This is a genomic window from Pseudomonas sp. Pse79, from assembly GCF_024519615.1.
Taxonomy (GTDB): domain Bacteria; phylum Pseudomonadota; class Gammaproteobacteria; order Pseudomonadales; family Pseudomonadaceae; genus Aquipseudomonas; species Aquipseudomonas veronii.
The window spans coordinates 389,448-408,882 of record NZ_JALJRR010000002.1 but is presented as its reverse complement, the minus strand read 5'-3'; the positions used below and the strand labels follow the sequence as shown (position 1 = coordinate 408,882).

Sequence of the window (19,435 nt, the reverse complement as noted above, 5' to 3'; positions counted from 1 at the left end):
GGTGAGCCAGCCTGCAATCGTGCGTCCGCCCAAGCCGTTGTTCAGTAATGTCAGCCCGGCGGTGCCATCACCTTGTATCAGTTTGTGTCGGCTGGACGAGGCAAAAGTCTGCCTTGGCTGCTTTCGCCATGTGGAAGACATCCGTGAATGGCGCTCCGCCGATGATCAGCGGCGACGCGTGATCGTGGCCCAGGCCGAGCAGCGCAAAGTCGGGCCTTGAGCCCGTCTTGTTTATTTGCGGTGCTGTGGTAGTGTCCGGGTACACCTCAACTCATCGAGGTCCGTGAGAACCCCGCCTTTTCCTGGCGGGGTTTTGCTTTTTTGTGCAGAAAAAAGGAGTCTGCCTGAATCATGACCGCACCTTCCATCATTCTTACCCGTCTCGACGTGCAGCGTCTTGAGCAACTGATCGACCGTGTCGGCGAGAATTCGCCAGGTGTAGAAGCCCTGCAGCACGAACTCGACCGCGCCGAAGAAGTGGTTGGCCACGATGAAGTGCCTGCAAGCGTCGTGACCATGAACTCCAGCGTGCATTGCCGCGAGCAAGGCAGCGGCAAGGACTATCACCTGACCCTGGTTTACCCCAAGGATGCGAATGCCGACGCGGGCAAGATTTCGATCCTGGCGCCGGTGGGCAGCGCGTTGCTCGGCCTGAAAGTGGGCCAGCACATCGACTGGCCAGCACCCGGCGGCAAGACCCTCAAGCTCGAACTGCTCAGTGTTGAAGGTCAGCCCAAAGACGGCGGCGCCTTTTCGCTTTAAATCTGCTTCAGCGCGTCATTGAGCGCCTGTTCCAGCTCGGCCTTGTAACGCAGGTACAGATTGCTCGGGCTTTGTACGTCGCCGAGCAGGCCCGAGAGATCCAGATCAGTGATATAGCAGCGGTAGCGCTCGGTTTCGCGGCGCTGCCCGACGATCTCCCGGGCGACCACTGCAAACAGCTGGTCGCCAAACTCCAGTTCGGAAAACTCCCGCTGATTGCAGTACAGGGTGATCCCCACCTGGCCCGGCGCCGCCTTGCCGATAATCGCCTGCACGTCATAAAACGGCTTGTTGGCCGGGTTTTGCGGTGCCGGCCGAGGCTCGATACCGCGTGCGCGATTGCTGCCCGACGGCAACAGTTGGTAATACAAGGTTTGCACCGCGCCCAGCGGTTCTTGCGGGTCCAGGGGCGACAGCGCGTCCCGGCGATAGATGATCGACTGCAGAAAACGCTGCAACGGCGCCAGCAGGCTCTGTTCATCATGGAACGGCAAGCGTTGCTGCCAGAGCGCGTTGAACTCATCCAGCACGTACAGCTCGGCGAAGCCTTCGTTGACCCGGTAAAACACCTGCACGCATTCGGCCATGCCCATCGGCAGCAGCAGCGCCAGGTCGTGGTCTTCCAGGGCCATGGCGTCCAAGTGCAGCGGGCTGTAGCTGGCCAGTTCTTCGCTGAGGTAGGCGATCAGCGCGTCCTGGGTCGCCAGTGAGACGTGGGTGGCCTGGCCGGGCATCAGCTCCATCACGTGATAGTGCTGCTGCACCTGCAGCAAGTAGCGATGGTTGCCCTGGCCCAGCAGCAGGTTCTGCGCGGTGTCGAAGATTTCTTCCACGCGCTGGGCAATGAACTGTGCGCGGTTGTGGCAGAAGCAGCGCACCCGCAGGCGTGGCAGGTGGTCCGACGGCAACTGGTTGAGGTAATCGCGCAGGCAGTCGAGCAGGGCATGGGGACCGTCGTAGCGGCTGACCATCACCTCGTTCCAGCTGTTGAGCGTGACCTGGTCGAGGGTCAGCACCAGGTTTTCGCGCACGCCGGCGTAACTCAGGGAGTCGGTGCGCTCGGTGGTCATCAGGATGTTCAGGTCGCGATGGTGCTTGAGCGGGTCGACGCCGACGTTGATCAGCAACAGCACTTCTTCCGGCACCGCCGAGCGCAGCAGGCGTTCTTCATCGACGCTGGCCAGGGGCAGGGCGATGGTCTGTTGCAGGCTGCCCAGCAGGTTGAACAGTTCGAATTCGGTCATGTCGCTGACGCCTGGGTGCAGCGCCAGGCGCGTGCTGCTGTCGATCACGCCGTTGCGGTGGCACCAGGTGAGCATTTCCAGCAGGTCGCGGCTGCGCTTGATCGGCGCGAAGTGCTCCGATTCCAGGGCGGTGAGGTTGCCGTTGTACAGGCCCCAATGATACTGGCCCGGTTCCTTGCGGTTGGCCGATTGCACCAGGGTCAGGGTGTCTTCGGCCAGGTCCGGGGCGATGCCGGGGTTGATGAATTCGACCTTGCCGGCCTTGCGTTCAAACGCCGCGTACAAGCGACGGCCAAGCACATTGAGGTCACGCTTGTTGATCAGGCTGACGGTCTGTTCGGTGCGGGCGAACTGGGTCAGGAAGCGATAGCTGTAGTTCAGCTCATTGACCAGGGCGCGGCGCTCGGAGGCCACCTGGCGTACTTTCCATTGGCTGCGGCTGTCGAGCAGCGCCAGTTGACGCTGGTCCCAACCCCATTCATGGGCCAGGCGTTCCAGCAACAGGCGCTGCCAGCCGACGGTGCGCTGGCCGGCGCTGAGCTTGCGGTTGACCTTCAAGTACAGCGCGCGCCGTACCAGTTCCAGGCGTTCCGGCTCGTTGCGCGCGTTGAGGTATTCCTCGATGCGCCGGTAGACCACGACGTAAGGGTCCAGCTCGTCCAGGTCCATCCGGTTGGCGAACACCGCCCGTTTGAAGCGCAGGCTCAGGCACTGCACGTTCGGGTGCTCGCTGGCGTAGACCTCGGTCAGCAGCAGCTTGAGCAGCGACTTGTAGGGCGATTCGATGCCCTTGAACAATTGCCACAGCCCGGCGCCAATGAATTCGCCGGGCGGGATGCGCGCCAGGTGGCCGAGGTCGAGGGTTTCATCGGCGCGGATAAAGCGTTTGGAAATCAGTGTGTGGGTGAACTCGGCGTAGCGCACTTCTTCATACACCGGCACCAGCCACCAGATCGGCGTGCGACCGGCGAGCCAGATGGCGGTGCGATAGAACTCATCCAGCAACAGATAATGCTGGGTGGTGCCGCAGTCGTCGGAGCTCAGTTGCGTGTCGCGTTCGCCCAAGACAAACCGGCTCGGCTCGATCAGGAAGAAGTGCGCCTCGGCGCCCATGCTCTGGGCCCAGGCTTCCAGTAACTGGCATTTCTTGCGCAGCTCGACCAGTTCGTTGTCGCCCAGGTCGGGGGCGTGGCATACCCACACGTCCATGTCGCTCTGGTCGGCTTGGGCCAATGTGCCGAGGCTGCCCATCAGGAACAGGCCATGGATCGGCTGCGGCGGGTTGCCGTGGCGCGGTTTGTAGGAGAACGAACGGGTCAGGCGTTGGGCTTCGTTCAGGGCCTGCGCGTCGGGTTCGAAATTCGACAGCCCGGCCGGGGTGCTGCCCGACACGTAACCGGGCAATAGCGGGTGATTGACGTGGAAAAACAGCGGCAGCAGGGTCAATACGCTTTGCTGGCGTGGCGTCAGCCCTTCGACGGCCCGGGCCATGCGCCCTGCGTTAAGCGCCATGAACCGCGCGCGCAGTTGGGCCAGCACCTTGCGGTCGATGCCTTCGTCCAGGTCGGGGCGGATCTCATGGGTGCGGGTCATGTCGAACTCGGCGGCGCGCAAGGCCCGACATGGGCGGCCGTGTAGGAGTTTACATTCAGAAGCGTAGGAGGTTTAGAGGGGAAACGGTTTTTGGCGTCAGAATTTTATCCGGTTCACGGCAATGCCCTCGGAATCCGCCGCGGCGGACTCCATGGGCAGTATCCGGAATCAGGCAGCTTCTTTGGTTGCGGCGGTGGTCAGGATGGTCAGCAGGGTTTGGGCTTGTTCTGCAGCGTCCCGGCCAAGGCTGGTCAGGTAACCGCCGTCCGGTTGGTCGATCAGTTTTTTCTCGAACAGGCGTTTGGCGGCGGCGATAGCAGTCGGTGCGGCAGTCTGATGGACTTTCAGACCTTCCTGGGAGCTGTCCAGGTTGAAGAGTGCAAGGATTTCCAGTTCGGCAACCAACTCAGGGGTATACGACATAGGGACTCCAGACTTTCTAAGAATTTGTTAGAGGCTAGCAGGCCCTAAGGTGAACGTACTTTGGCGGGCTGTCCAGTGGGAAACTCGCGGCTGTTGATATGGCGCAGTGTTGTGGCGAGGAAGCAGGCTTCCCGGCCACACGGGCGCTCGCTTCAGGCGTTTTCAGGCGGCAGCTCGGGCAGTGCGCGCAAGGCGGATTCATACCATTGGGTATCGAAGGCGCGGTCTTCGTCGAGCATCTTGTCGATTTCCACCGCCAGCACATGGGCCATCATGTTCAAAATCTCTTCGCGCTCGTAACCCACCAGCGTCAGCTTGTTGAACGTGGCCTTGGCGGCGGGCGGATTGTCGCTTTCGATCTGGTTTTCGATGGCCTGGGTCAGCGTGCTTTCGGTGAACGCTTCTTCGTCGTTGTCGATATCGGTCGGCTCGCTCATGGCAGGCTCCTCAAGAAAAGGGCGCCAGTCTACCCCCATTCAGGCAGGTGATGCTGCTAGCCAGGTTGGTCGGGCGGATCTATAACTCATGCAGCCAACCCCGCACATGGCCTGGAGGCTTTGCGATGCTCAAGCTCTACGGATTTTCGGTCAGCAATTACTACAACATGGTCAAGCTGGCGCTCTTGGAGAAAGGCCTGGCATTCGAAGAGGTGCCTTTTTTTGCCGGGCAAACACCCGCCGCCCTGGCGATCAGCCCGCGGGGCAAGGTGCCGGTGCTGGGTGTCAAACAGGGCTTTATCAACGAAACCAGCGTGATCCTCGAATACATCGAGCAAACCCAGGAGGGCCCCTCGCTGCTGCCGGCCGAACCGTTTCAGCGCGCTCAGGTGCTGACATTGTGCCGGGAAATCGAGCTGTACATCGAGCTGCCCGCCCGTGCGTGTTTCGCCGAAGCGTATTTCGGCATGCCGGTGCCGGAGGCGATCAAGGACAAAGCCCGGGCCGAGTTGCTGCTGGGGGTGGGGACGTTAGGTCGGCACGGCAAGTTCGCGCCTTACGTAGCGGGGGAGAGCTTTACGATTGCCGATCTGTATTTCATGTACAGCCTGAACCTCGCCTGCGGCGTGGCCGAGAAGCTGTTCGGCCTGGACCTGTTGGCTGAATTGCCGACGGCCAAGGCATTGCTGGAGCGTTTGCACGCCATGCCTAACGCCCTGAAGGTGGCGGCGGACAGGGAAGCGGCGATGCCGGCGTTCATGGCGATGGTGGCGGCGAAGAAGTGATCAATGTGGGAGGGAGCAAGCCCCCTCCCACATTTTCGACCTAGCGGCTGGCGAGCAGGACCTGACCGCGCACGACGGCGGCCTTGACCTGGGCCGGCGCGGTACCGCCCACGTGGTTGCGCGCATTCACCGAACCTTCCAGGGTCAGCACGGCAAACACGTCCTGCTCGATCTGGTCGCTGAACTGGCGCAGTTCTTCCAGGCTCATTTCCGCCAGGTCCTTGCCGCTTTCCACGCCGTACTTCACGGCATGGCCGACGATTTCGTGGCAGTCGCGGAACGGCAGGCCACGGCGCACAAGGTAGTCCGCCAGGTCGGTCGCGGTGGAGAACCCACGTAGCGCCGCTTCACGCATGATCGCGTGCTTGGGCTTGATCGCCGGGATCATGTCGGCAAAGGCACGCAGCGAATCGCGCAGAGTGTCGGCGGCGTCGAACAGCGGTTCCTTGTCTTCCTGGTTGTCCTTGTTGTAGGCCAGGGGTTGGCCTTTCATCAGGGTCAGCAGGCCCATCAGCGCGCCGAATACGCGGCCGCTCTTGCCACGTACCAGCTCCGGCACGTCGGGGTTTTTCTTTTGCGGCATGATCGAGCTGCCGGTGCAGAAGCGGTCGGGCAGGTCGATGAACTGGAATTGCGCGCTGGTCCATAGCACCAGTTCTTCGGAGAAGCGCGACAGGTGCATCATCGCGATACTGGCGGCGGCGCAGAATTCGATGGCGAAGTCGCGGTCCGACACGCCGTCCAGGGAGTTGCCGCCCACGGCGTCAAAACCCAGCAGTTGTGCGGTGTACTCGCGGTCGATCGGGTAAGTGGTGCCCGCCAGCGCGGCGCTGCCCAACGGCATGCGGTTGGCGCGCTTGCGGCAGTCCACCAGGCGCTCGTAGTCGCGGCTGAGCATTTCGAACCAGGCCAGCAGGTGGTGGCCGAAGGTTACCGGTTGTGCGGTCTGCAGATGGGTGAAGCCGGGCATGATGGTGTCCGATTCACGCTCGGCCTGTTCCAGCAAACCTTTTTGCAGGCGGGTGATTTCGGCCAGGATCAGGTCGATTTCGTCACGCAGCCACAGGCGGATATCGGTGGCCACCTGGTCGTTACGGCTGCGCCCGGTGTGCAGTTTCTTGCCGGTCACGCCGATGCGATCGGTGAGGCGGGCTTCGATGTTCATGTGCACGTCTTCCAGGTCGACGCGCCAGTCGAACGTGCCGGCTTCGATCTCACCGCGGATGGTGGTCAGGCCGTCGATGATGCTGTCGCGCTCGGCGTCGGTCAGCACGCCGACCTTGGCCAGCATCGTGGCGTGGGCGATCGAGCCCATGATGTCGTGGCGGTACAGGCGCTGGTCGAAGGTGACGGAGGCGGTGAAGCGGGCGACGAAGGCGTCGACGGGTTCACTGAAGCGGCCGCCCCAGGACTGGTTGGTCTTGTCGGTGCTCATGGATTCGCTCGTGATCTGCTTAAAAGAGGCGTGGAGGTGTGCCGACGATAATAACAGGGTTGCCCGTGGAGGCGGTGCTGCGGGTGGTCGGCATTTTATTTGTGCCAAGCATGGCTAAGTGCCTTGCCGCCGACCGCGTCCGGGAAGAGACTGGGCAGAGGTGCTTATTGAAACGATATTTGACGAATGAGCAATGTCGTCTCGGCGAGCGTCTACAGTTGGACTGAGTAGTGTGTGAATGCACCAAAGTCAGGTGATGCGGTCATAACCCTGACTACCATTAAACAAGGGGGGTATTCGGATTGTGTATCAGCAAACCCTACGACGATGCCCAAGGGCGGCAGGTTTTGGGCGCTATTGAACAGGTCCGGATAAATATGAGTGCCACTCTCAGGGCACTTTTTGCCGCTCGCGCTAGTCTTAGCGTGGATCGCTGTGACGCAAGTCACCGCACCTGTCTACGCTATCCTTGTGCGAGACTCACGCAGGAATCCAGCGCAATATGAATGTCCTGATCGTTGATGACGAACCCCAAGCCCGCGAGCGACTGAGCCGTCTGCTCAGCGAACTCGAGGGTTATACAGTCCTTGAACCGAGCGCCAGCACGGGTGAGGAGGCGTTGACGTTGATCGACAGCCTCAAGCCGGATGTGGTGCTGCTCGACATCCGCATGCCGGGCCTGGATGGCCTGCAAGTCGCCGCCCGCCTGAGCGAGCGCGAATCGCCGCCGGCCGTGGTGTTGTGTGCCGCCGAGGAAGAATTCCCTGCCGAAACTCTGGAAGCCAGCGGTGTCAGCTTCCTGGCCAAGCCGGTGACTGCCGAGGTGTTGCTCAAGGCGTTGAAAAAAGCCGAGCGCCCCAATCGCGTCCAGCTTGCCGCCCTGACCCAGCCCGCCGCCCAGAGCGGTAACGGGCCGCGCAGCCATATCAGCGCGCGCACCCGTAAGGGTATCGAGCTGATCCCGCTGAGCCAGGTGATCTACTTCATCGCCGATCACAAGTACGTGACCCTGCGTCACGAGTCTGGCGAAGTGCTGCTCGATGAGCCGCTCAAGGCCCTTGAGGATGAATTCGGCGACCGTTTCGTGCGTATCCACCGCAACGCGCTGGTGGCCCGCGAGCGCATCGAGCGCCTGCAACGCACGCCCCTGGGGCACTTTCAGTTGTTCCTGAAAGGGCTTAACGGCGATGCCTTGATCGTCAGCCGCCGCCATGTCGCCGGCGTGCGCAAGATGATGCAGCAGCTTTAGTCCAAGGGCTGCAGCGCGCTCTATCGTCGTGATCCCGGTGCGCTGTGGCCAGGGAGGCCCCGCACTTGCTGATTCAAATCAAAGCGAATTTGCCTGAGCTGTTATTATCTGCCGTATCTATTCAGTACGGATTGATCCATGTCCTCTCGCGAAATCCGCATCGCCACCCGTAAAAGCGCCCTGGCCTTGTGGCAGGCCGAATACGTCAAAGCACGTCTCGAGCAGGCCCACCCTGGGCTCCAGGTATCCCTGGTGCCCATGGTCAGTCGCGGCGACAAGCTGCTCGACTCGCCGCTGTCGAAGATCGGCGGCAAGGGTCTGTTCGTCAAGGAACTGGAAACCGCGCTGCTGGAAAACGAAGCCGACATCGCCGTGCATTCGATGAAAGACGTGCCCATGGACTTCCCCGAAGGCCTGGGCCTGTTTTGCATCTGCGAGCGCGAAGACCCGCGCGATGCCTTTGTGTCCAATACCTACGCGTCCTTGGATGAGCTGCCGTTGGGCAGCATCGTCGGCACTTCCAGCCTGCGTCGTCAGGCCCAGTTGCTGACGCGTCGCCCGGATCTGCAGATCCGCTTCCTGCGCGGCAACGTCAACACGCGTCTGGCCAAGCTCGATGCCGGTGAATATGACGCGATCATCCTCGCGGCGGCCGGCTTGATCCGGCTCGGCTTCGAGGACCGCATCACCTCGGTCATCAGCGTCGAAGACAGCTTGCCTGCCGGCGGGCAGGGCGCAGTGGGCATCGAATGTCGCACCGCCGACAGTGAAATCCACGCCTTGCTCAAACCGCTCGACCACCACGACACCGACGTCCGTGTCACCGCCGAACGCGCCCTGAACAAACACCTCAATGGTGGCTGCCAGGTGCCAATCGCCTGCTACGCCGTGCTCGAAGGCGAAAACCTGTGGCTGCGTGGCCTGGTGGGCGACCCGGAAGGCGGCAACTTGATCACCGCGCAAGTGCGCGGGCCGCAGCGTGATGCGACGGCGCTGGGGATCCAGGTCGCCGAAGAGCTGCTGGACCAGGGCGCCGGTGCCATCCTGCAAAAAGTCTACGGCGAGGCCGGCCCGCAGTGACCGATTGGCGTGTGCTGCTGACGCGGCCTGCCGAGGAGTCTGCGCTGTTGGCGGCGTCGTTGTCGGATGTCGGGATTTTCAGCAGCAGCCTGCCGTTGCTGGAGATCGAAGCCTTGCCGGTCACGCCTGAGCAGCAGGCGGTCTGGGCTGACCTGGGTCGCTATTGCGCGGTAATTGTGGTCAGCAAGCCGGCGGCGCGCCTTGGCGTGCAACGCCTGGAGCGACACTGGCCGCGGTTGCCGTGGTTCAGCGTGGGTGCCGCCACCGCCCAGGTACTGGCCGATCACGGCCTGGACGTTCATTATCCGCCCAGCGGCGACGACAGCGAGGCCTTGCTGGCCTTGCCCGCCTTGCGCGAGGCCATTGCGCGCACCGATGCGCGGGTGCTGATCCTGCGCGGCGAGGGCGGGCGAGAGCTGCTGGCGGAGCGTTTGCGCGAGCAAGGTGCTAGTGTCGACTATCTGGAGTTGTATCGCCGTTTCCTTCCGGCCTACGACCCGGGTGTACTGATGCAGCGCATCCAGTTGGAACGCTTGAACGGCCTGGTGGTCAGCAGTGGGCAGGGTTTTTTGCACCTGCAGGCCCTGGCCGGTTCGGATTGGCCACAGGTGGCCCGGCTGCCGTTGTTCGTGCCCAGCCCGCGCGTCTATGAGATGGCGCGGGCGGCTGGCGCAGAAAAAGTTGTGGATTGTCGCGGCGCGAGTGCCGCGGCTTTGTTAGTGGCGTTACGGAGCCATTCCGTTCCCACTCTCTGATACGCAAAGGATGGATACGTGAGCGAAACAGCCTTGCCTAAAGATGAAGCTCAGCCCGCGCTCGATGCGCCGGGCCAGACACCGGTCACTGCGCCGCGCCGTGGCAATGGCCTGGCAATCGTCGCCTTGCTGCTGGGTGCTGCGGGCGTTGCCGCCGGCGGGTGGGGGATCTGGCAGGTCCGCACCCTGCAAGCCAGCGACCAGCAACAGCTGAGCCAGGTAAAGAGCCTCGACGACCAGTCCCAGACCCTCAAGCAAAGCCAGCAACAGTTGGCTGCACGCCTGGCGCAATTGCCGGGCGCGGACGAACTGGAGGAGCGCCGCCGCTTGCTGGCCCAGTTGCAGGGCGACCAGCAGCGTTTGGGCCAGCGCCTGGAAACCGTGCTCGGGGCCAGCCGCAAGGACTGGCGCCTGGCAGAAGCCGAACACTTGATTCGTCTGGCGAGCCTGCGCTTGTCTGCCCTGCAGGACATCAACAGCGCGCAGTCGCTGGTCCAGGGCGCCGACGAGATTCTTCGCGAGCAGAGCGATCCGGGTTCCTACGCCGCGCGCGAGCAATTGGCCAAGAGCCTTGCCGCGTTGCGCAGTACCGAACAACCGGACCGCACCGGGCTCTACCTGCAATTGGCGGCCTTGCGCGATCAAGTCGTGCAACTGGCGGCGATTGCGCCGGAGTACCAGCTTCAGGAGCCGACATCCCATGGGCGTCCGACCACCGATACGGAAAACCGCTTGAGCCAATGGTGGGAGCAGCTCTCGCGTTACTTCCGCATCGACTTCAACCCAGATGACAACATTCGCCCACTGCTCGCCGGCCAAGGCCTGAACCAGGTTCGCCTGGCCCTGAGCCTGGCCCTCGAGCAGGCGCAATGGGCTGCGCTCAATGGCGAGGCGGCGGTGTACAGCCGTTCGCTGGGTGAAGCGCGCAGCGTGTTGCAGGACAACTTCAACCAGGACAACCCGCAGAGCAAAGCGATGCTCGCGCGTATCGCCGAGCTTGAGCCCAAGGCCGTCTCGGTCGTGACTCCGGACCTGGCCGCCAGCTTGGCCGCCGTGCAGGCATACCTTGAACGTCGTCACTTGCCTGCCGACGAAGCCAAGGCTTCGGCCGGCACGCCGGCGAGCCAGGAGTAGAGCCGATGAAGCGTTTCTATGTGATCCTGGTGCTGGCGATCGCGGTCGCCCTGGCGCTGGCCGTGGGCATTTCGAAACACACCGGCTACGTGTTGATTACCTATCCCCATCTGCTGCATTACGAGTCGAGCCTGTGGGCTACCCTGGTGGCGGTATTTGTCATCGGCCTGGCGATCTACCTGATTCGTGTGCTGTTGAGCCTGTTGAGCACCTCGGGCGGCGTGGTCAACCCATGGTCGCGGCGTAACCGCAGCCGTCGCGTGCAGATCGCGATCGAGCACGGCCAGATGGACCTCGCCGAAGGCCGCTGGGCCAGTGCCGAACGCCACCTGCATCGTGCCGCCGAAGCCGAACGCCAGCCGCTGCTGTATTACCTTGGCGCGGCCCGGGCGGCAAACGAGCAAGGGCGATATGAAGAGTGCGACGGCCTGCTGGAGCGCGCCCTCGAGCGACAGCCCCAGGCCGAACTGGCGATTGCCTTGAGCCATGCGCAATTGCAGACGGACCGTGGCGACACCGACGGCGCGCTGACCACCTTGCAGGCCATGCACGAGCGTCATCCGCATAACGCCCAGGTGCTGCGCCAGTTGCAACGCTTGCATCAGCAGCGGGGCGATTGGTCGTCGGTGATTCGTCTGTTGCCTGAGCTGCGCAAGGACAAAGTATTGCCGGCCGGCGAATTGGCCGAGCTGGAGCGCCGCGCCTGGGGTGAAAACCTGAGCCTGGCCGCCCAGCGTGAAGAGCAGGGTGAAGCGGGGTTGCAGGCGCTTGAGCGCGCCTGGCAGCAACTGACGTCCGCCCAGCGCCAGGAGCCGCCGTTGGTGCTGGCCTACGCCGAGCAACTGCGCCAGCTGGGCGCCGATGCCAAGGCCGAAGAGGTGCTGCGCGGCGCGCTCAAGCGTGCGTATGACAGCCACCTGATCCGCCTGTATGGCCTGTTGCGCGGCAGTGACCCGGCCCGTCAGTTGAAGTTTGCCGAAGGCTGGCTCAAGGATCATCCCGGTGATGCCAGCTTGCTGTTGACCCTCGGGCGCCTGTGCCTGCAAAACAGTCTGTGGGGCAAGGCGCGGGACTATCTGGAAAGCAGCCTGCAGGTGCAGCGTAACCCCGAGGCGTGTGCCGAACTGGCACGCCTGCTGGCCCAGTTGGGTGACACCGAGCGCAGCAACCAGTTGTTCCAGGAAGGCCTGGGCCTGCTGGACAACCGTCTGCTCGCCTCACCGTTGCCCGCGCCGGTGCGGGGTTGAAGCAGGAACAGGTACGAGGGTTGGCTCGGATGCATCCGACAGCCAACCCTTGGGTTCTGTGTAAAGACTCGGTTTAACTGGGTTCGTAATACATTCCTACGTTGCGTCAGGTTATGTCCTCCAAGCTCTGGCGGGATGTCCCTACGTTTTAACGGAATCGTCTGCTCTAACGCGTATTGAAAGGGGTCAGGCCTTTCCTCTACCGTAACGGCCTATCTCTCGCGGTACGGATAAACAATGTCTTTGGCCCCCTCACGCTCCTTGTTTTTCCTGGCGTTCATGGCCGGTGCGCTGACGTTGGGTGCGTCTTTCTACCTGGAATATGGCGCGCTGCTGCGGCCCTGCTTTCTGTGCCAGGTTCAGCGGCTATTCCTCGCCACCTTTACGTTGATCAACCTGGTCGCGGCTGTTCATAACCCCAAGCGCTACGGCATCTATGGGTACGGGTTGGTGAGCATGGGCTGTGCCGCGCTAGGCGCAATTACCGCAGTGCGCCAGGTGTTGCTGCAGAACACTGCGTCTGATCAGGCTGGCGATTGTTGGCCCAGTTTGCAGTACATGCTCGAAAACCTGTCGTTCTCGCAGGCGCTGCGCTCGATCTTCAACGGTACCGTCGACTGCGTGGAAATCACCTGGACCCTGTTCGATTTGAGCCTCCCGGAGTGGAGTCTGTTGTTTTTCGTGGCGATGTTGATCCTGGGTTTCATGCAGTTTTCACGGCTGATATTCAGCCAACGCTTGCGCCTGTCGACACGCTGAAAAGTGGTCGCAAGTTGTAGGACGGGATTAAACACTTGTATGAACTTTCTCTCCTGCGTACCTTGAAGCCATAGTCATGCGGGCATAATCTGGCCCGCATGCGTTATTGAAACCGTTGTCAGATGCGGCTTTGTCCGGCTGCCGCTTTATCTTTGAAGTATTGCGCGGGCACACAGCGGCAGCGCCCCCTATAGGGAAGAGAGATCATCATGCTGGAAAGTTGTCAGAATGCTCAGGAACGCTGGGGTGGGGTGCACAAGCTGATCGACAGCTGGTTGAAGGCACGCCACGAACTGGTTCGGGCGTTTGATGCTCTCGGCGAGAAGCCCGAAGCATTAGCGATGAATCGCAAGCCGCTGCAGGCGTTTTGCGGTGTCTTGGTGGACTACGTGTCTGCCGGTCATTTCGGCGTCTACGAACAGTTGACCAAGGAGGCGGAAGCCTTTGACGATCAGCGTGGTCTTGAATTGGCCGAGACCCTCTACCCACGCATCGATGTGATCACCGAGAAGCTGCTGGCGTTCAATGACCTGTGTGATGCCGGCAAGTGTGTTGCCGAGAAATTCAAAGAGCTGGGCGGTCTGCTCCATGAGCGTTTCGAGTTGGAGGATTGCCTGATCGAAGTGCTGCACAATGCTCACCGGGATGTGGCTGTCGCCCCGGCCTGACCGTTGCTGATGAGATAAAAAAACGGTGCGTATGACGCGCCGTTTTTTATTGGATCAATGCCGGGTGCCGAGCAATTCGATCTCGAATACCAGAGGCGTGTAAGGCGGGATCAACGTGCCAGCACCATCGGCGCCATAGGCCTGCGCCGATGGAATCACCAGGCGCCACTTCGCGCCCACCGGCATCTGTTGCAGCGCACTGCTCCAGCCGCTGATCACACTGTCCAGACGAAACCATTGCGCCTGGGTGCTTTGATCGAACACCGTCCCATCGGGCAATCGCCCCACGTATTTCACCTGAACCTCATCACTGGCCAACGGCTTGTTGCCGCTGCCGGGCGTGAGTTCCGTGAGCAGAACGCCATCGGCCAATTCGCGCACGCCGCTCGCGGCTTTTTCCTGGGTCAAAAACTGCTGTTCGGCCGTCAGTGCTTTTTCGCTTTGCGGTGCCTGAGCATCGGCTTCGTCCTGCGCTTCATGCTGCGCCAGGAGTTGTTCGATGCGCGCGTTATCCAGTGCCAGCGGTTTACCTTGATAGGCTTGCTTGAGACCCTCGATCAACGCCTGGATCTGCAGGTCGGGGACTTCCTGGCGCAGCCGCTCACCGAGGCTGGCGCCCAGGCTGTACGCGAGGTCGTGCGCGTCCGGGGCAGTGGTTTTGGATGACGCTGGCTCGCTTGCATTGGCCACGGAAATCGCCAAACCAAGCGCAAGAAAAAGGTAACGCGACATGGGTCTTCTCCAGCCGAAAGTGCGACGGATTATGCCAGTGTGAGAGGGTAAAAAGTGGCGTGGTTTTTCGTTATATCGATAAGATTTTTCGCACGGTGCAACGCAAGGCAAACGATACTGTCAACATGCCCTAGCGGCGGTAAGAGCAGAGGGCTAGTATGAGCCGCACCCACGTCAGCCAGGAGGTAAACCATGTCGGCCAAACAGAAGCCTGTAAATACCCCGTTGCACTTACTCCAACAACTCTCGGGCAGTCTGCTCGAACATTTGGAAAGCGCGTGTTCCCAAGCCTTGGCTGATGCAGAAAAACTGCTCGCCAAGTTGGAAAAGCAACGCGGTAAAGCGCAAGAAAAACTGCATAAGTCCCGCACCAAATTGCAAGACGCCGCCACTGCCGGCAAAGCCAAGGCTCAAGCCAAAGCCAAAGACGCAGTCAAAGAACTTGAGGACATGCTGGACGCCCTCAAGGATCGCCAAGCCGAAACCCGCACCTACATTTCCCAACTCAAAAAAGATGCTCAAGAAAGCCTGAAACTGGCCCAGGGCGTTGGTCGTGTGAAGGAAGCTGTATCGAAAGTGCTGGGCGCTCGTACACCGGCAAAAGCCGTTGCCGCCAAAGCGCCGGCTAAGGCCGCCGCCAAGCCAGCTGCCAAGACTGTTGCTGCAAAACCAGCTGCCAAGCCAGTTGCCAAGACCGCTGCTGCAAAACCGGCCGCCAAGCCAGCTGCCAAAACGGCTGCTGCAAAACCAGCCGCCAAGCCAGTGGCTAAAGCCGTTGCTGCCAAACCAGCCGCCAAACCAGTTGCTAAAGCCGCTGTTGTAAAACCGGCTGCCAAGCCAGTTGCCAAAACGGCCGCTGCCAAACCAGCCGCCAAGCCAGTGGCTAAAGCCGCTGCTGCAAAACCGGCCGCCAAGCCAGTTGCCAAAACTGCTGCTGCAAAACCAGCTGCCAAGCCAGTGGCTAAAGCCGCTGCTGCCAAACCAGCTGCCAAGCCAGTGGTTAAAGCCGCTGCTGCCAAACCAGCTGCCAAGCCAGTGGTTAAAGCCGCTGCTGCAAAACCAGCCGCCAAGCCAGTGGTTAAAGCCGCTGCCGCGAAACCAGCGGCCAAGCCAGTGGCTAAAGCTGCTGCTGCAAAACCAGCACCGGCCAAGCCAGCCACCCCGGCAGCATCGGTTGCTACCCCAGCAGCGCCAAGCGCATCGACCAGCACCCCTGCGTCGGTCGCGCCAAGCAACAGCACTCCAACCAGCGCTTCCTAAGTGCCGGTGACTGCGACGCGCAGCTGCTGCAGCGCGTCGTGGTCAAGGTTGGCGGCTCCCTCAGCCGCCAGGCCTTCCAACCATCGTTGACCCATCGCCTCGCCTGTCAGCCATGTCGTTGCCAGCGTTTCCAGACGCGCCAGCAACTCGCGTTCCGCGTCCAGCTCCAGGGCTTTGACCCGCTCCCGTAACGCCGCCAAGGGCGCATCCTGCTGCGCCACGGCCCGCCATTGCCGGCGTACCTGTCGCAACGGTTCAACCACCTGCGATTGCCAGGGCTCGGCGATTTGCCTCAGCGCCAGCGCGCGTTCACGCGTCAGCGCCACGCCCCGCTGTTCCAGCCACGCCCCGCAGAGCAACAGGCACACATCCGCGCCTTGTTCCTGCACACGCAGGCACGCAGCCTCGACGCCCGGGCGGGCGTAAGTCGAGAGGGCAAAGCTCCACAGGTCAGCGCACATATTCACACCCAAGCCAGCGGCCAACGAAGCTGGTAGACTCCGCCGCCATTATGATCCGACTTCAAAGCCTAACATTACAGCGTGGCCCGCAACGTCTTCTCGAAGACGCCGAGCTGACCCTGCACGCCGGTCACAAAGCCGGCCTGATCGGTGCCAACGGCGCCGGCAAATCCACGTTGTTCGCCCTGTTGCTGGGTGAGCTGACCCCGGACTCCGGGGACTGCTTGCTGCCGGCCGACTGGCGCATCGCCCATATGCGCCAGGAGATCGACACCCTGGACCGCATCGCGATCGACTACGTGCTCGATGGCGACCTGCGTCTGCGCCAGGTGCAACACGACCTGGCCGCGGCCGAGAAAGCCCAGGACGGCGCCGCTCAAGCCCGCCTGCACGCGGAACTGGACAGCGCCGACGGCTACACCGCCGACGCCCGTGCGCGCAAGATGCTCGCCGGCCTTGGCTTTACCAACGAACAGATGGACCGCCCGGTCGCCGACTTCTCCGGCGGCTGGCGCATGCGCCTGAACCTGGCCCAGGCACTGATGTGCCCCTCGGACCTGTTGCTGCTCGACGAACCGACCAACCACTTGGACCTCGATGCGATCCTGTGGCTGGAGGATTTCCTCAAGAGCTACCAGGGCACCTTGCTGCTGATTTCCCACGACCGGGATTTCCTCGACGCCGTGGTCGACAACATCGCTCACGTCGAACAGAAGAAAATCACCCTCTACCGTGGCGGCTACACCGCGTTCGAACGCGCCCGCGCCGAACGCCTGGCCCAGCAACAGCAGGCGTTCGAGAAGCAGCAGGCGCAGCGCGCGCACATGGAAAGCTACATCGCCCGGTTCAAGGCCCAGGCCACCAAGGCCCGCCAGGCCCAGAGCCGGATCAAGGCGCTGGAGCGCATGGAAGAACTGTCGGCGGCCCACGTCGATTCGCCTTTCGATTTCGTGTTCCGCGAGTCGGTGAAGATCTCCAGCCCGTTGCTCGACCTGTCCGATGCCCGCCTGGGCTATGGCGAGAAAACCATCCTCGAGAAGGTCAAGCTGCAACTCACGCCGGGTGCGCGCATTGGCCTGCTCGGGCCGAACGGCGCGGGCAAGTCGACGCTGATCAAGAACCTGTCGGGCGAGCTGCAACCCCTGGCCGGTCGCCTGACCCGTGGCGAGAACCTGGTGGTCGGCTACTTCGCCCAGCATCAGTTGGACTCCCTGGACGCCAAGGCCAGCCCGTTGCTGCACCTGCAGCGCCTGGCGCCGACCGAACGCGAGCAGCCCCTGCGCGACTTCCTCGGCGGCTTCGACTTCCGTGGCGCGCGCATCGATGAGCCGGTGCTGAATTTCTCCGGCGGCGAAAAAGCCCGCCTGGCCCTGGCGTTGATCGCCTGGGACCGGCCGAACCTGTTGCTGCTCGACGAGCCGACCAACCACCTCGACCTGGAAATGCGCCTGGCGCTGACCATGGCCTTGCAGGAGTTCAGCGGTGCGGTACTGGTGGTGTCTCACGATCGCCACTTGCTCAAGAGCACCACCGACAACTTCCTGCTGGTGGCCGACGGCAAAGTCGAAGAGTTCGACGGTGACCTCGATGACTACGCGCGCTGGCTGACGGAATACCGCCTGCGCAACGCGCCGACCAGCAACACCCCGGTCAACCCGGACAAAACCGACAAGAAGGCCCAGCGCCAGGCCGCCGCCGCCCTGCGCCAGCAGTTGGCGCCGCACAAGCGCGAAGCCGACAAGCTGGAAGCCGAGTTGGGCAAGGTCCACGAGCGCCTGGCCAAGATCGAAACCAGCCTGGGCGACAGTGCTGTGTACGAAGCCGCGCGCAAGGATGAACTGCGCGATCTGCTGGCCGAGCAGGCCAAGCTCAAGGTCCGTGAAGGGCAGTTGGAGGAAAGCTGGATGGAAGCCCTCGAACTGCTCGAAAGCCTGCAAGCGGAGCTGGAGGCGCTGTCCTGATGGACGCGCTGCAACTGCCGCTGCCGGCGCAATGGGTCGCCCCCGTGTGGATCGGCGTGCAAATCCTGCTGATCCTGCTGGCCGGCTACCTGACCCAGCGGTTTGTCGCCAAAGGCCTGACCCGCCTCGGCGAGCACTACCCCTTCCCGCCGCAGCTGTTGATGCCGCTGCGTGGCGGCTTGCGCTGGCTGATCATGGGCAGTGCGCTGATCTTCGTGCTGGAGCGCCTGGGCGTGTCCGCCACGGTGTTGTGGACCGCGCTGTCGGGGTTTGTCGCGGTGGCGGCGGTGGCGTTTTTCGCCATGTGGTCGGTGTTGTCCAACCTGTTGTGCGCGATCCTGATCTTCACCGTCGGGCCGTTCCGCCTCGGTGATGTGGTCGAGCTGGTGGACACCGTCGACAAGCCCGGCGTCAAAGGCCGGGTAGTGGCGATCAACCTGCTTTACACCACGCTGATCGAAGTGGAAGAGGCGGGGACCGGCGGCGTGACGGTGCAGGTGCCCAATAGCCTGTTCTTCCAACGCTCGGTGCGCCGCTGGCGCGACAGTGCTGTCCTCCCGGGCCAGCGCTAGCGTTCACATCTTGCAAAAAACTATAGCCAGCCTTCGGTCGGCAGCGTTAGCTTAAGGCACAACCGCAAACTCGCTGCTGAGGTGTGCAATGGCACTCGACACATGGCTGGCTTTTTTCCTCGCTAGTTGGATCATTTCCCTTTCTCCTGGCGCAGGCGCCATCGCCTCGATGTCCAGTGGCTTGCAATACGGTTTCCTGCGCGGTTACTGGAACGCCATCGGCCTGCAAATCGGCCTGGCGATGCAGATCGCCGTGGTCGCGGGCGGCTTGGGAGCCATTCTGGCGGCGTCGTCCACCGCGTTCTATGCGATCAAATGGTTTGGCGTGGCGTACCTGGTGTACCTGGCCGTCAAGCAATGGCGCGCGTTGCCCATGGACATGACCGATGACGCTGCAGTACGGCCGATCGGCAAGCCGATGGCGATGATGTTCCGTGGCTTTCTGGTCAACGCCAGCAACCCCAAGGCGTTGGTGTTCATGCTCGCGGTGCTGCCGCAGTTCGTGAACCCGCAGGCGCCGCTGCTGATCCAATACCTGATCCTCGGCGCGACGATGATCAGCGTCGATATGATCGTGATGGCGGGCTATACCGGCCTGGCGTCGAAAGTCTTGCGCCTGTTGCGCACGCCCAAGCAGCAAAAACGCATGAACCGCACGTTTGCCGGGTTGTTCGTGGGGGCTGCGGGCTTCCTCGCCAGCTTGCATCGCGCGACGGCTTGAACCCGGACCGGGCTGAATAAACCGGATCGACAATGTGGGAGCGGGCTTGCTCGCGATAGTGGAGTGTCAGTCACCGAGTCAGTCGGCTGACCCACTGCTATCGCGAGCAAGCCCGCTCCCACATTGGTTTTGCGTTTTCTGTGCGCGTTGGGGGCAG

At 62.2% G+C, this 19,435-nt stretch carries 20 protein-coding genes; 14 read left to right on the top strand and 6 right to left on the bottom strand.

The window, feature by feature from the left end:
• The first annotated feature begins 1 nt into the window (after position 1).
• Positions 2-220, top strand: a complete 219-nt coding sequence (locus NR164_RS05060) for a DUF1289 domain-containing protein (protein WP_256822393.1) — start codon at positions 2-4, stop codon at positions 218-220.
• A 131-nt stretch (positions 221-351) separates the two neighbouring features.
• The gene (gene rnk, locus NR164_RS05055; RefSeq protein WP_017845167.1) at positions 352-762 is read left to right on the top strand and encodes a nucleoside diphosphate kinase regulator; all 411 of its coding nucleotides are present in this window, start codon (positions 352-354) and stop codon (positions 760-762) included.
• On the opposite strand, the gene NR164_RS05050 is transcribed toward rnk, so the two are convergent.
• From NR164_RS05050 to NR164_RS05040, 3 genes are all read right to left on the bottom strand, one after another.
• Positions 759-3,599, bottom strand: a complete 2,841-nt coding sequence (locus NR164_RS05050) for a class I adenylate cyclase (RefSeq protein ID WP_256822391.1) — start codon at positions 3,597-3,599, stop codon at positions 759-761. The two genes, rnk and NR164_RS05050, sit on opposite strands and share 4 nt — an antisense overlap.
• Positions 3,600-3,767: 168 nt before the next feature.
• Complete coding sequence (locus NR164_RS05045; RefSeq protein ID WP_017845165.1) at positions 3,768-4,022, bottom strand: TIGR02647 family protein; 255 nt, start codon at positions 4,020-4,022, stop codon at positions 3,768-3,770.
• A 152-nt stretch (positions 4,023-4,174) separates the two neighbouring features.
• Positions 4,175-4,459: a hypothetical protein gene (locus NR164_RS05040; RefSeq protein WP_017845164.1), complete on the bottom strand. Its 285-nt coding sequence runs from the start codon at positions 4,457-4,459 to the stop codon at positions 4,175-4,177.
• Positions 4,460-4,584: 125 nt separating this feature from the next.
• On the opposite strand from NR164_RS05040, the gene NR164_RS05035 reads away from it, so the two are divergent.
• Complete coding sequence (locus NR164_RS05035) at positions 4,585-5,244, top strand: glutathione S-transferase family protein (protein ID WP_046381668.1); 660 nt, start codon at positions 4,585-4,587, stop codon at positions 5,242-5,244.
• A 40-nt stretch (positions 5,245-5,284) separates the two neighbouring features.
• Here NR164_RS05035 and argH read toward each other — a convergent pair whose 3' ends face one another.
• Positions 5,285-6,679: an argininosuccinate lyase gene (argH, locus tag NR164_RS05030; protein ID WP_046381669.1), complete on the bottom strand. Its 1,395-nt coding sequence runs from the start codon at positions 6,677-6,679 to the stop codon at positions 5,285-5,287.
• A 502-nt stretch (positions 6,680-7,181) separates the two neighbouring features.
• Between argH and NR164_RS05025 the strand changes: the two genes are divergently transcribed.
• From NR164_RS05025 to NR164_RS04995, 7 genes are all read left to right on the top strand, one after another.
• Complete coding sequence (locus tag NR164_RS05025) at positions 7,182-7,928, top strand: LytTR family DNA-binding domain-containing protein (protein WP_046381670.1); 747 nt, start codon at positions 7,182-7,184, stop codon at positions 7,926-7,928.
• Between the two features lie 138 nt (positions 7,929-8,066).
• Positions 8,067-9,008 carry a hydroxymethylbilane synthase gene (gene hemC, locus NR164_RS05020; RefSeq protein WP_017845160.1) on the top strand — a complete coding sequence of 314 codons (942 nt, stop codon included), beginning with the start codon at positions 8,067-8,069 and terminating at the stop codon, positions 9,006-9,008.
• The gene (locus NR164_RS05015) at positions 9,005-9,763 is read left to right on the top strand and encodes a uroporphyrinogen-III synthase (protein WP_046488891.1); all 759 of its coding nucleotides are present in this window, start codon (positions 9,005-9,007) and stop codon (positions 9,761-9,763) included. Before hemC ends, NR164_RS05015 begins: the two co-directional genes overlap by 4 nt.
• Positions 9,764-9,781: 18 nt before the next feature.
• Entirely contained in the window at positions 9,782-10,897 is a 1,116-nt protein-coding gene (locus NR164_RS05010) for a uroporphyrinogen-III C-methyltransferase (RefSeq protein WP_256822390.1), read from the top strand.
• 5 nt (positions 10,898-10,902) lie between these two features.
• Complete coding sequence (locus tag NR164_RS05005) at positions 10,903-12,144, top strand: heme biosynthesis protein HemY (RefSeq protein WP_017845157.1); 1,242 nt, start codon at positions 10,903-10,905, stop codon at positions 12,142-12,144.
• 237 nt (positions 12,145-12,381) lie between these two features.
• Positions 12,382-12,903, top strand: a complete 522-nt coding sequence (locus tag NR164_RS05000; protein WP_046381673.1) for a disulfide bond formation protein B — start codon at positions 12,382-12,384, stop codon at positions 12,901-12,903.
• A gap of 209 nt (positions 12,904-13,112) precedes the next feature.
• Positions 13,113-13,571 carry an Rsd/AlgQ family anti-sigma factor gene (locus tag NR164_RS04995; protein ID WP_017845155.1) on the top strand — a complete coding sequence of 153 codons (459 nt, stop codon included), beginning with the start codon at positions 13,113-13,115 and terminating at the stop codon, positions 13,569-13,571.
• Positions 13,572-13,625: 54 nt separating this feature from the next.
• On the opposite strand, the gene NR164_RS04990 is transcribed toward NR164_RS04995, so the two are convergent.
• A complete protein-coding gene (locus NR164_RS04990) occupies positions 13,626-14,303 on the bottom strand; it encodes an FKBP-type peptidyl-prolyl cis-trans isomerase (protein WP_256822388.1) in 678 nt (225 codons plus the stop codon).
• Between the two features lie 192 nt (positions 14,304-14,495).
• On the opposite strand from NR164_RS04990, the gene NR164_RS04985 reads away from it, so the two are divergent.
• Positions 14,496-15,563 (top strand): AlgP family protein, encoded by a 1,068-nt coding sequence (locus NR164_RS04985; RefSeq protein ID WP_256822385.1) that lies wholly within the window; start codon positions 14,496-14,498, stop codon positions 15,561-15,563.
• On the opposite strand, the gene NR164_RS04980 is transcribed toward NR164_RS04985, so the two are convergent.
• A complete protein-coding gene (locus NR164_RS04980) occupies positions 15,560-16,024 on the bottom strand; it encodes a TIGR02444 family protein (RefSeq protein ID WP_177031876.1) in 465 nt (154 codons plus the stop codon). The two genes, NR164_RS04985 and NR164_RS04980, sit on opposite strands and share 4 nt — an antisense overlap.
• 50 nt (positions 16,025-16,074) lie before the next feature.
• Here NR164_RS04980 and NR164_RS04975 point away from each other — a divergent pair, with 50 nt between their 5' ends.
• From NR164_RS04975 to NR164_RS04965, 3 genes are all read left to right on the top strand, one after another.
• Positions 16,075-17,985 carry an ATP-binding cassette domain-containing protein gene (locus NR164_RS04975; protein WP_017845151.1) on the top strand — a complete coding sequence of 637 codons (1,911 nt, stop codon included), beginning with the start codon at positions 16,075-16,077 and terminating at the stop codon, positions 17,983-17,985.
• Positions 17,985-18,557, top strand: a complete 573-nt coding sequence (locus NR164_RS04970; protein ID WP_046381676.1) for a mechanosensitive ion channel family protein — start codon at positions 17,985-17,987, stop codon at positions 18,555-18,557. The genes NR164_RS04975 and NR164_RS04970 overlap by 1 nt, the downstream gene beginning before the upstream one ends.
• Positions 18,558-18,645: 88 nt before the next feature.
• On the top strand, positions 18,646-19,278 hold the full coding sequence (locus tag NR164_RS04965; RefSeq protein WP_026139801.1) for a LysE family transporter: 633 nt from the start codon (positions 18,646-18,648) through the stop codon (positions 19,276-19,278).
• The last annotated feature ends 157 nt before the right edge of the window (positions 19,279-19,435 follow it).

Coding starts and splice junctions, on each gene's coding strand:
- NR164_RS04970 (WP_046381676.1), top strand. CDS start 17,985: ATGGACGCGCTGCAACTGCCGCTGCCGGCGCAATGGGTCGCCCCCGTG.
- hemC (WP_017845160.1), top strand. CDS start 8,067: ATGTCCTCTCGCGAAATCCGCATCGCCACCCGTAAAAGCGCCCTGGCC.
- NR164_RS04990 (WP_256822388.1), bottom strand. CDS start 14,303: ATGTCGCGTTACCTTTTTCTTGCGCTTGGTTTGGCGATTTCCGTGGCC.
- NR164_RS05005 (WP_017845157.1), top strand. CDS start 10,903: ATGAAGCGTTTCTATGTGATCCTGGTGCTGGCGATCGCGGTCGCCCTG.
- argH (WP_046381669.1), bottom strand. CDS start 6,679: ATGAGCACCGACAAGACCAACCAGTCCTGGGGCGGCCGCTTCAGTGAA.
- NR164_RS05000 (WP_046381673.1), top strand. CDS start 12,382: ATGTCTTTGGCCCCCTCACGCTCCTTGTTTTTCCTGGCGTTCATGGCC.
- NR164_RS04965 (WP_026139801.1), top strand. CDS start 18,646: ATGGCACTCGACACATGGCTGGCTTTTTTCCTCGCTAGTTGGATCATT.
- NR164_RS04980 (WP_177031876.1), bottom strand. CDS start 16,024: ATGTGCGCTGACCTGTGGAGCTTTGCCCTCTCGACTTACGCCCGCCCG.
- NR164_RS05035 (WP_046381668.1), top strand. CDS start 4,585: ATGCTCAAGCTCTACGGATTTTCGGTCAGCAATTACTACAACATGGTC.
- NR164_RS05040 (WP_017845164.1), bottom strand. CDS start 4,459: ATGAGCGAGCCGACCGATATCGACAACGACGAAGAAGCGTTCACCGAA.
- rnk (WP_017845167.1), top strand. CDS start 352: ATGACCGCACCTTCCATCATTCTTACCCGTCTCGACGTGCAGCGTCTT.
- NR164_RS05025 (WP_046381670.1), top strand. CDS start 7,182: ATGAATGTCCTGATCGTTGATGACGAACCCCAAGCCCGCGAGCGACTG.
- NR164_RS04985 (WP_256822385.1), top strand. CDS start 14,496: ATGTCGGCCAAACAGAAGCCTGTAAATACCCCGTTGCACTTACTCCAA.
- NR164_RS05050 (WP_256822391.1), bottom strand. CDS start 3,599: ATGACCCGCACCCATGAGATCCGCCCCGACCTGGACGAAGGCATCGAC.
- NR164_RS04995 (WP_017845155.1), top strand. CDS start 13,113: ATGCTGGAAAGTTGTCAGAATGCTCAGGAACGCTGGGGTGGGGTGCAC.
- NR164_RS04975 (WP_017845151.1), top strand. CDS start 16,075: ATGATCCGACTTCAAAGCCTAACATTACAGCGTGGCCCGCAACGTCTT.
- NR164_RS05045 (WP_017845165.1), bottom strand. CDS start 4,022: ATGTCGTATACCCCTGAGTTGGTTGCCGAACTGGAAATCCTTGCACTC.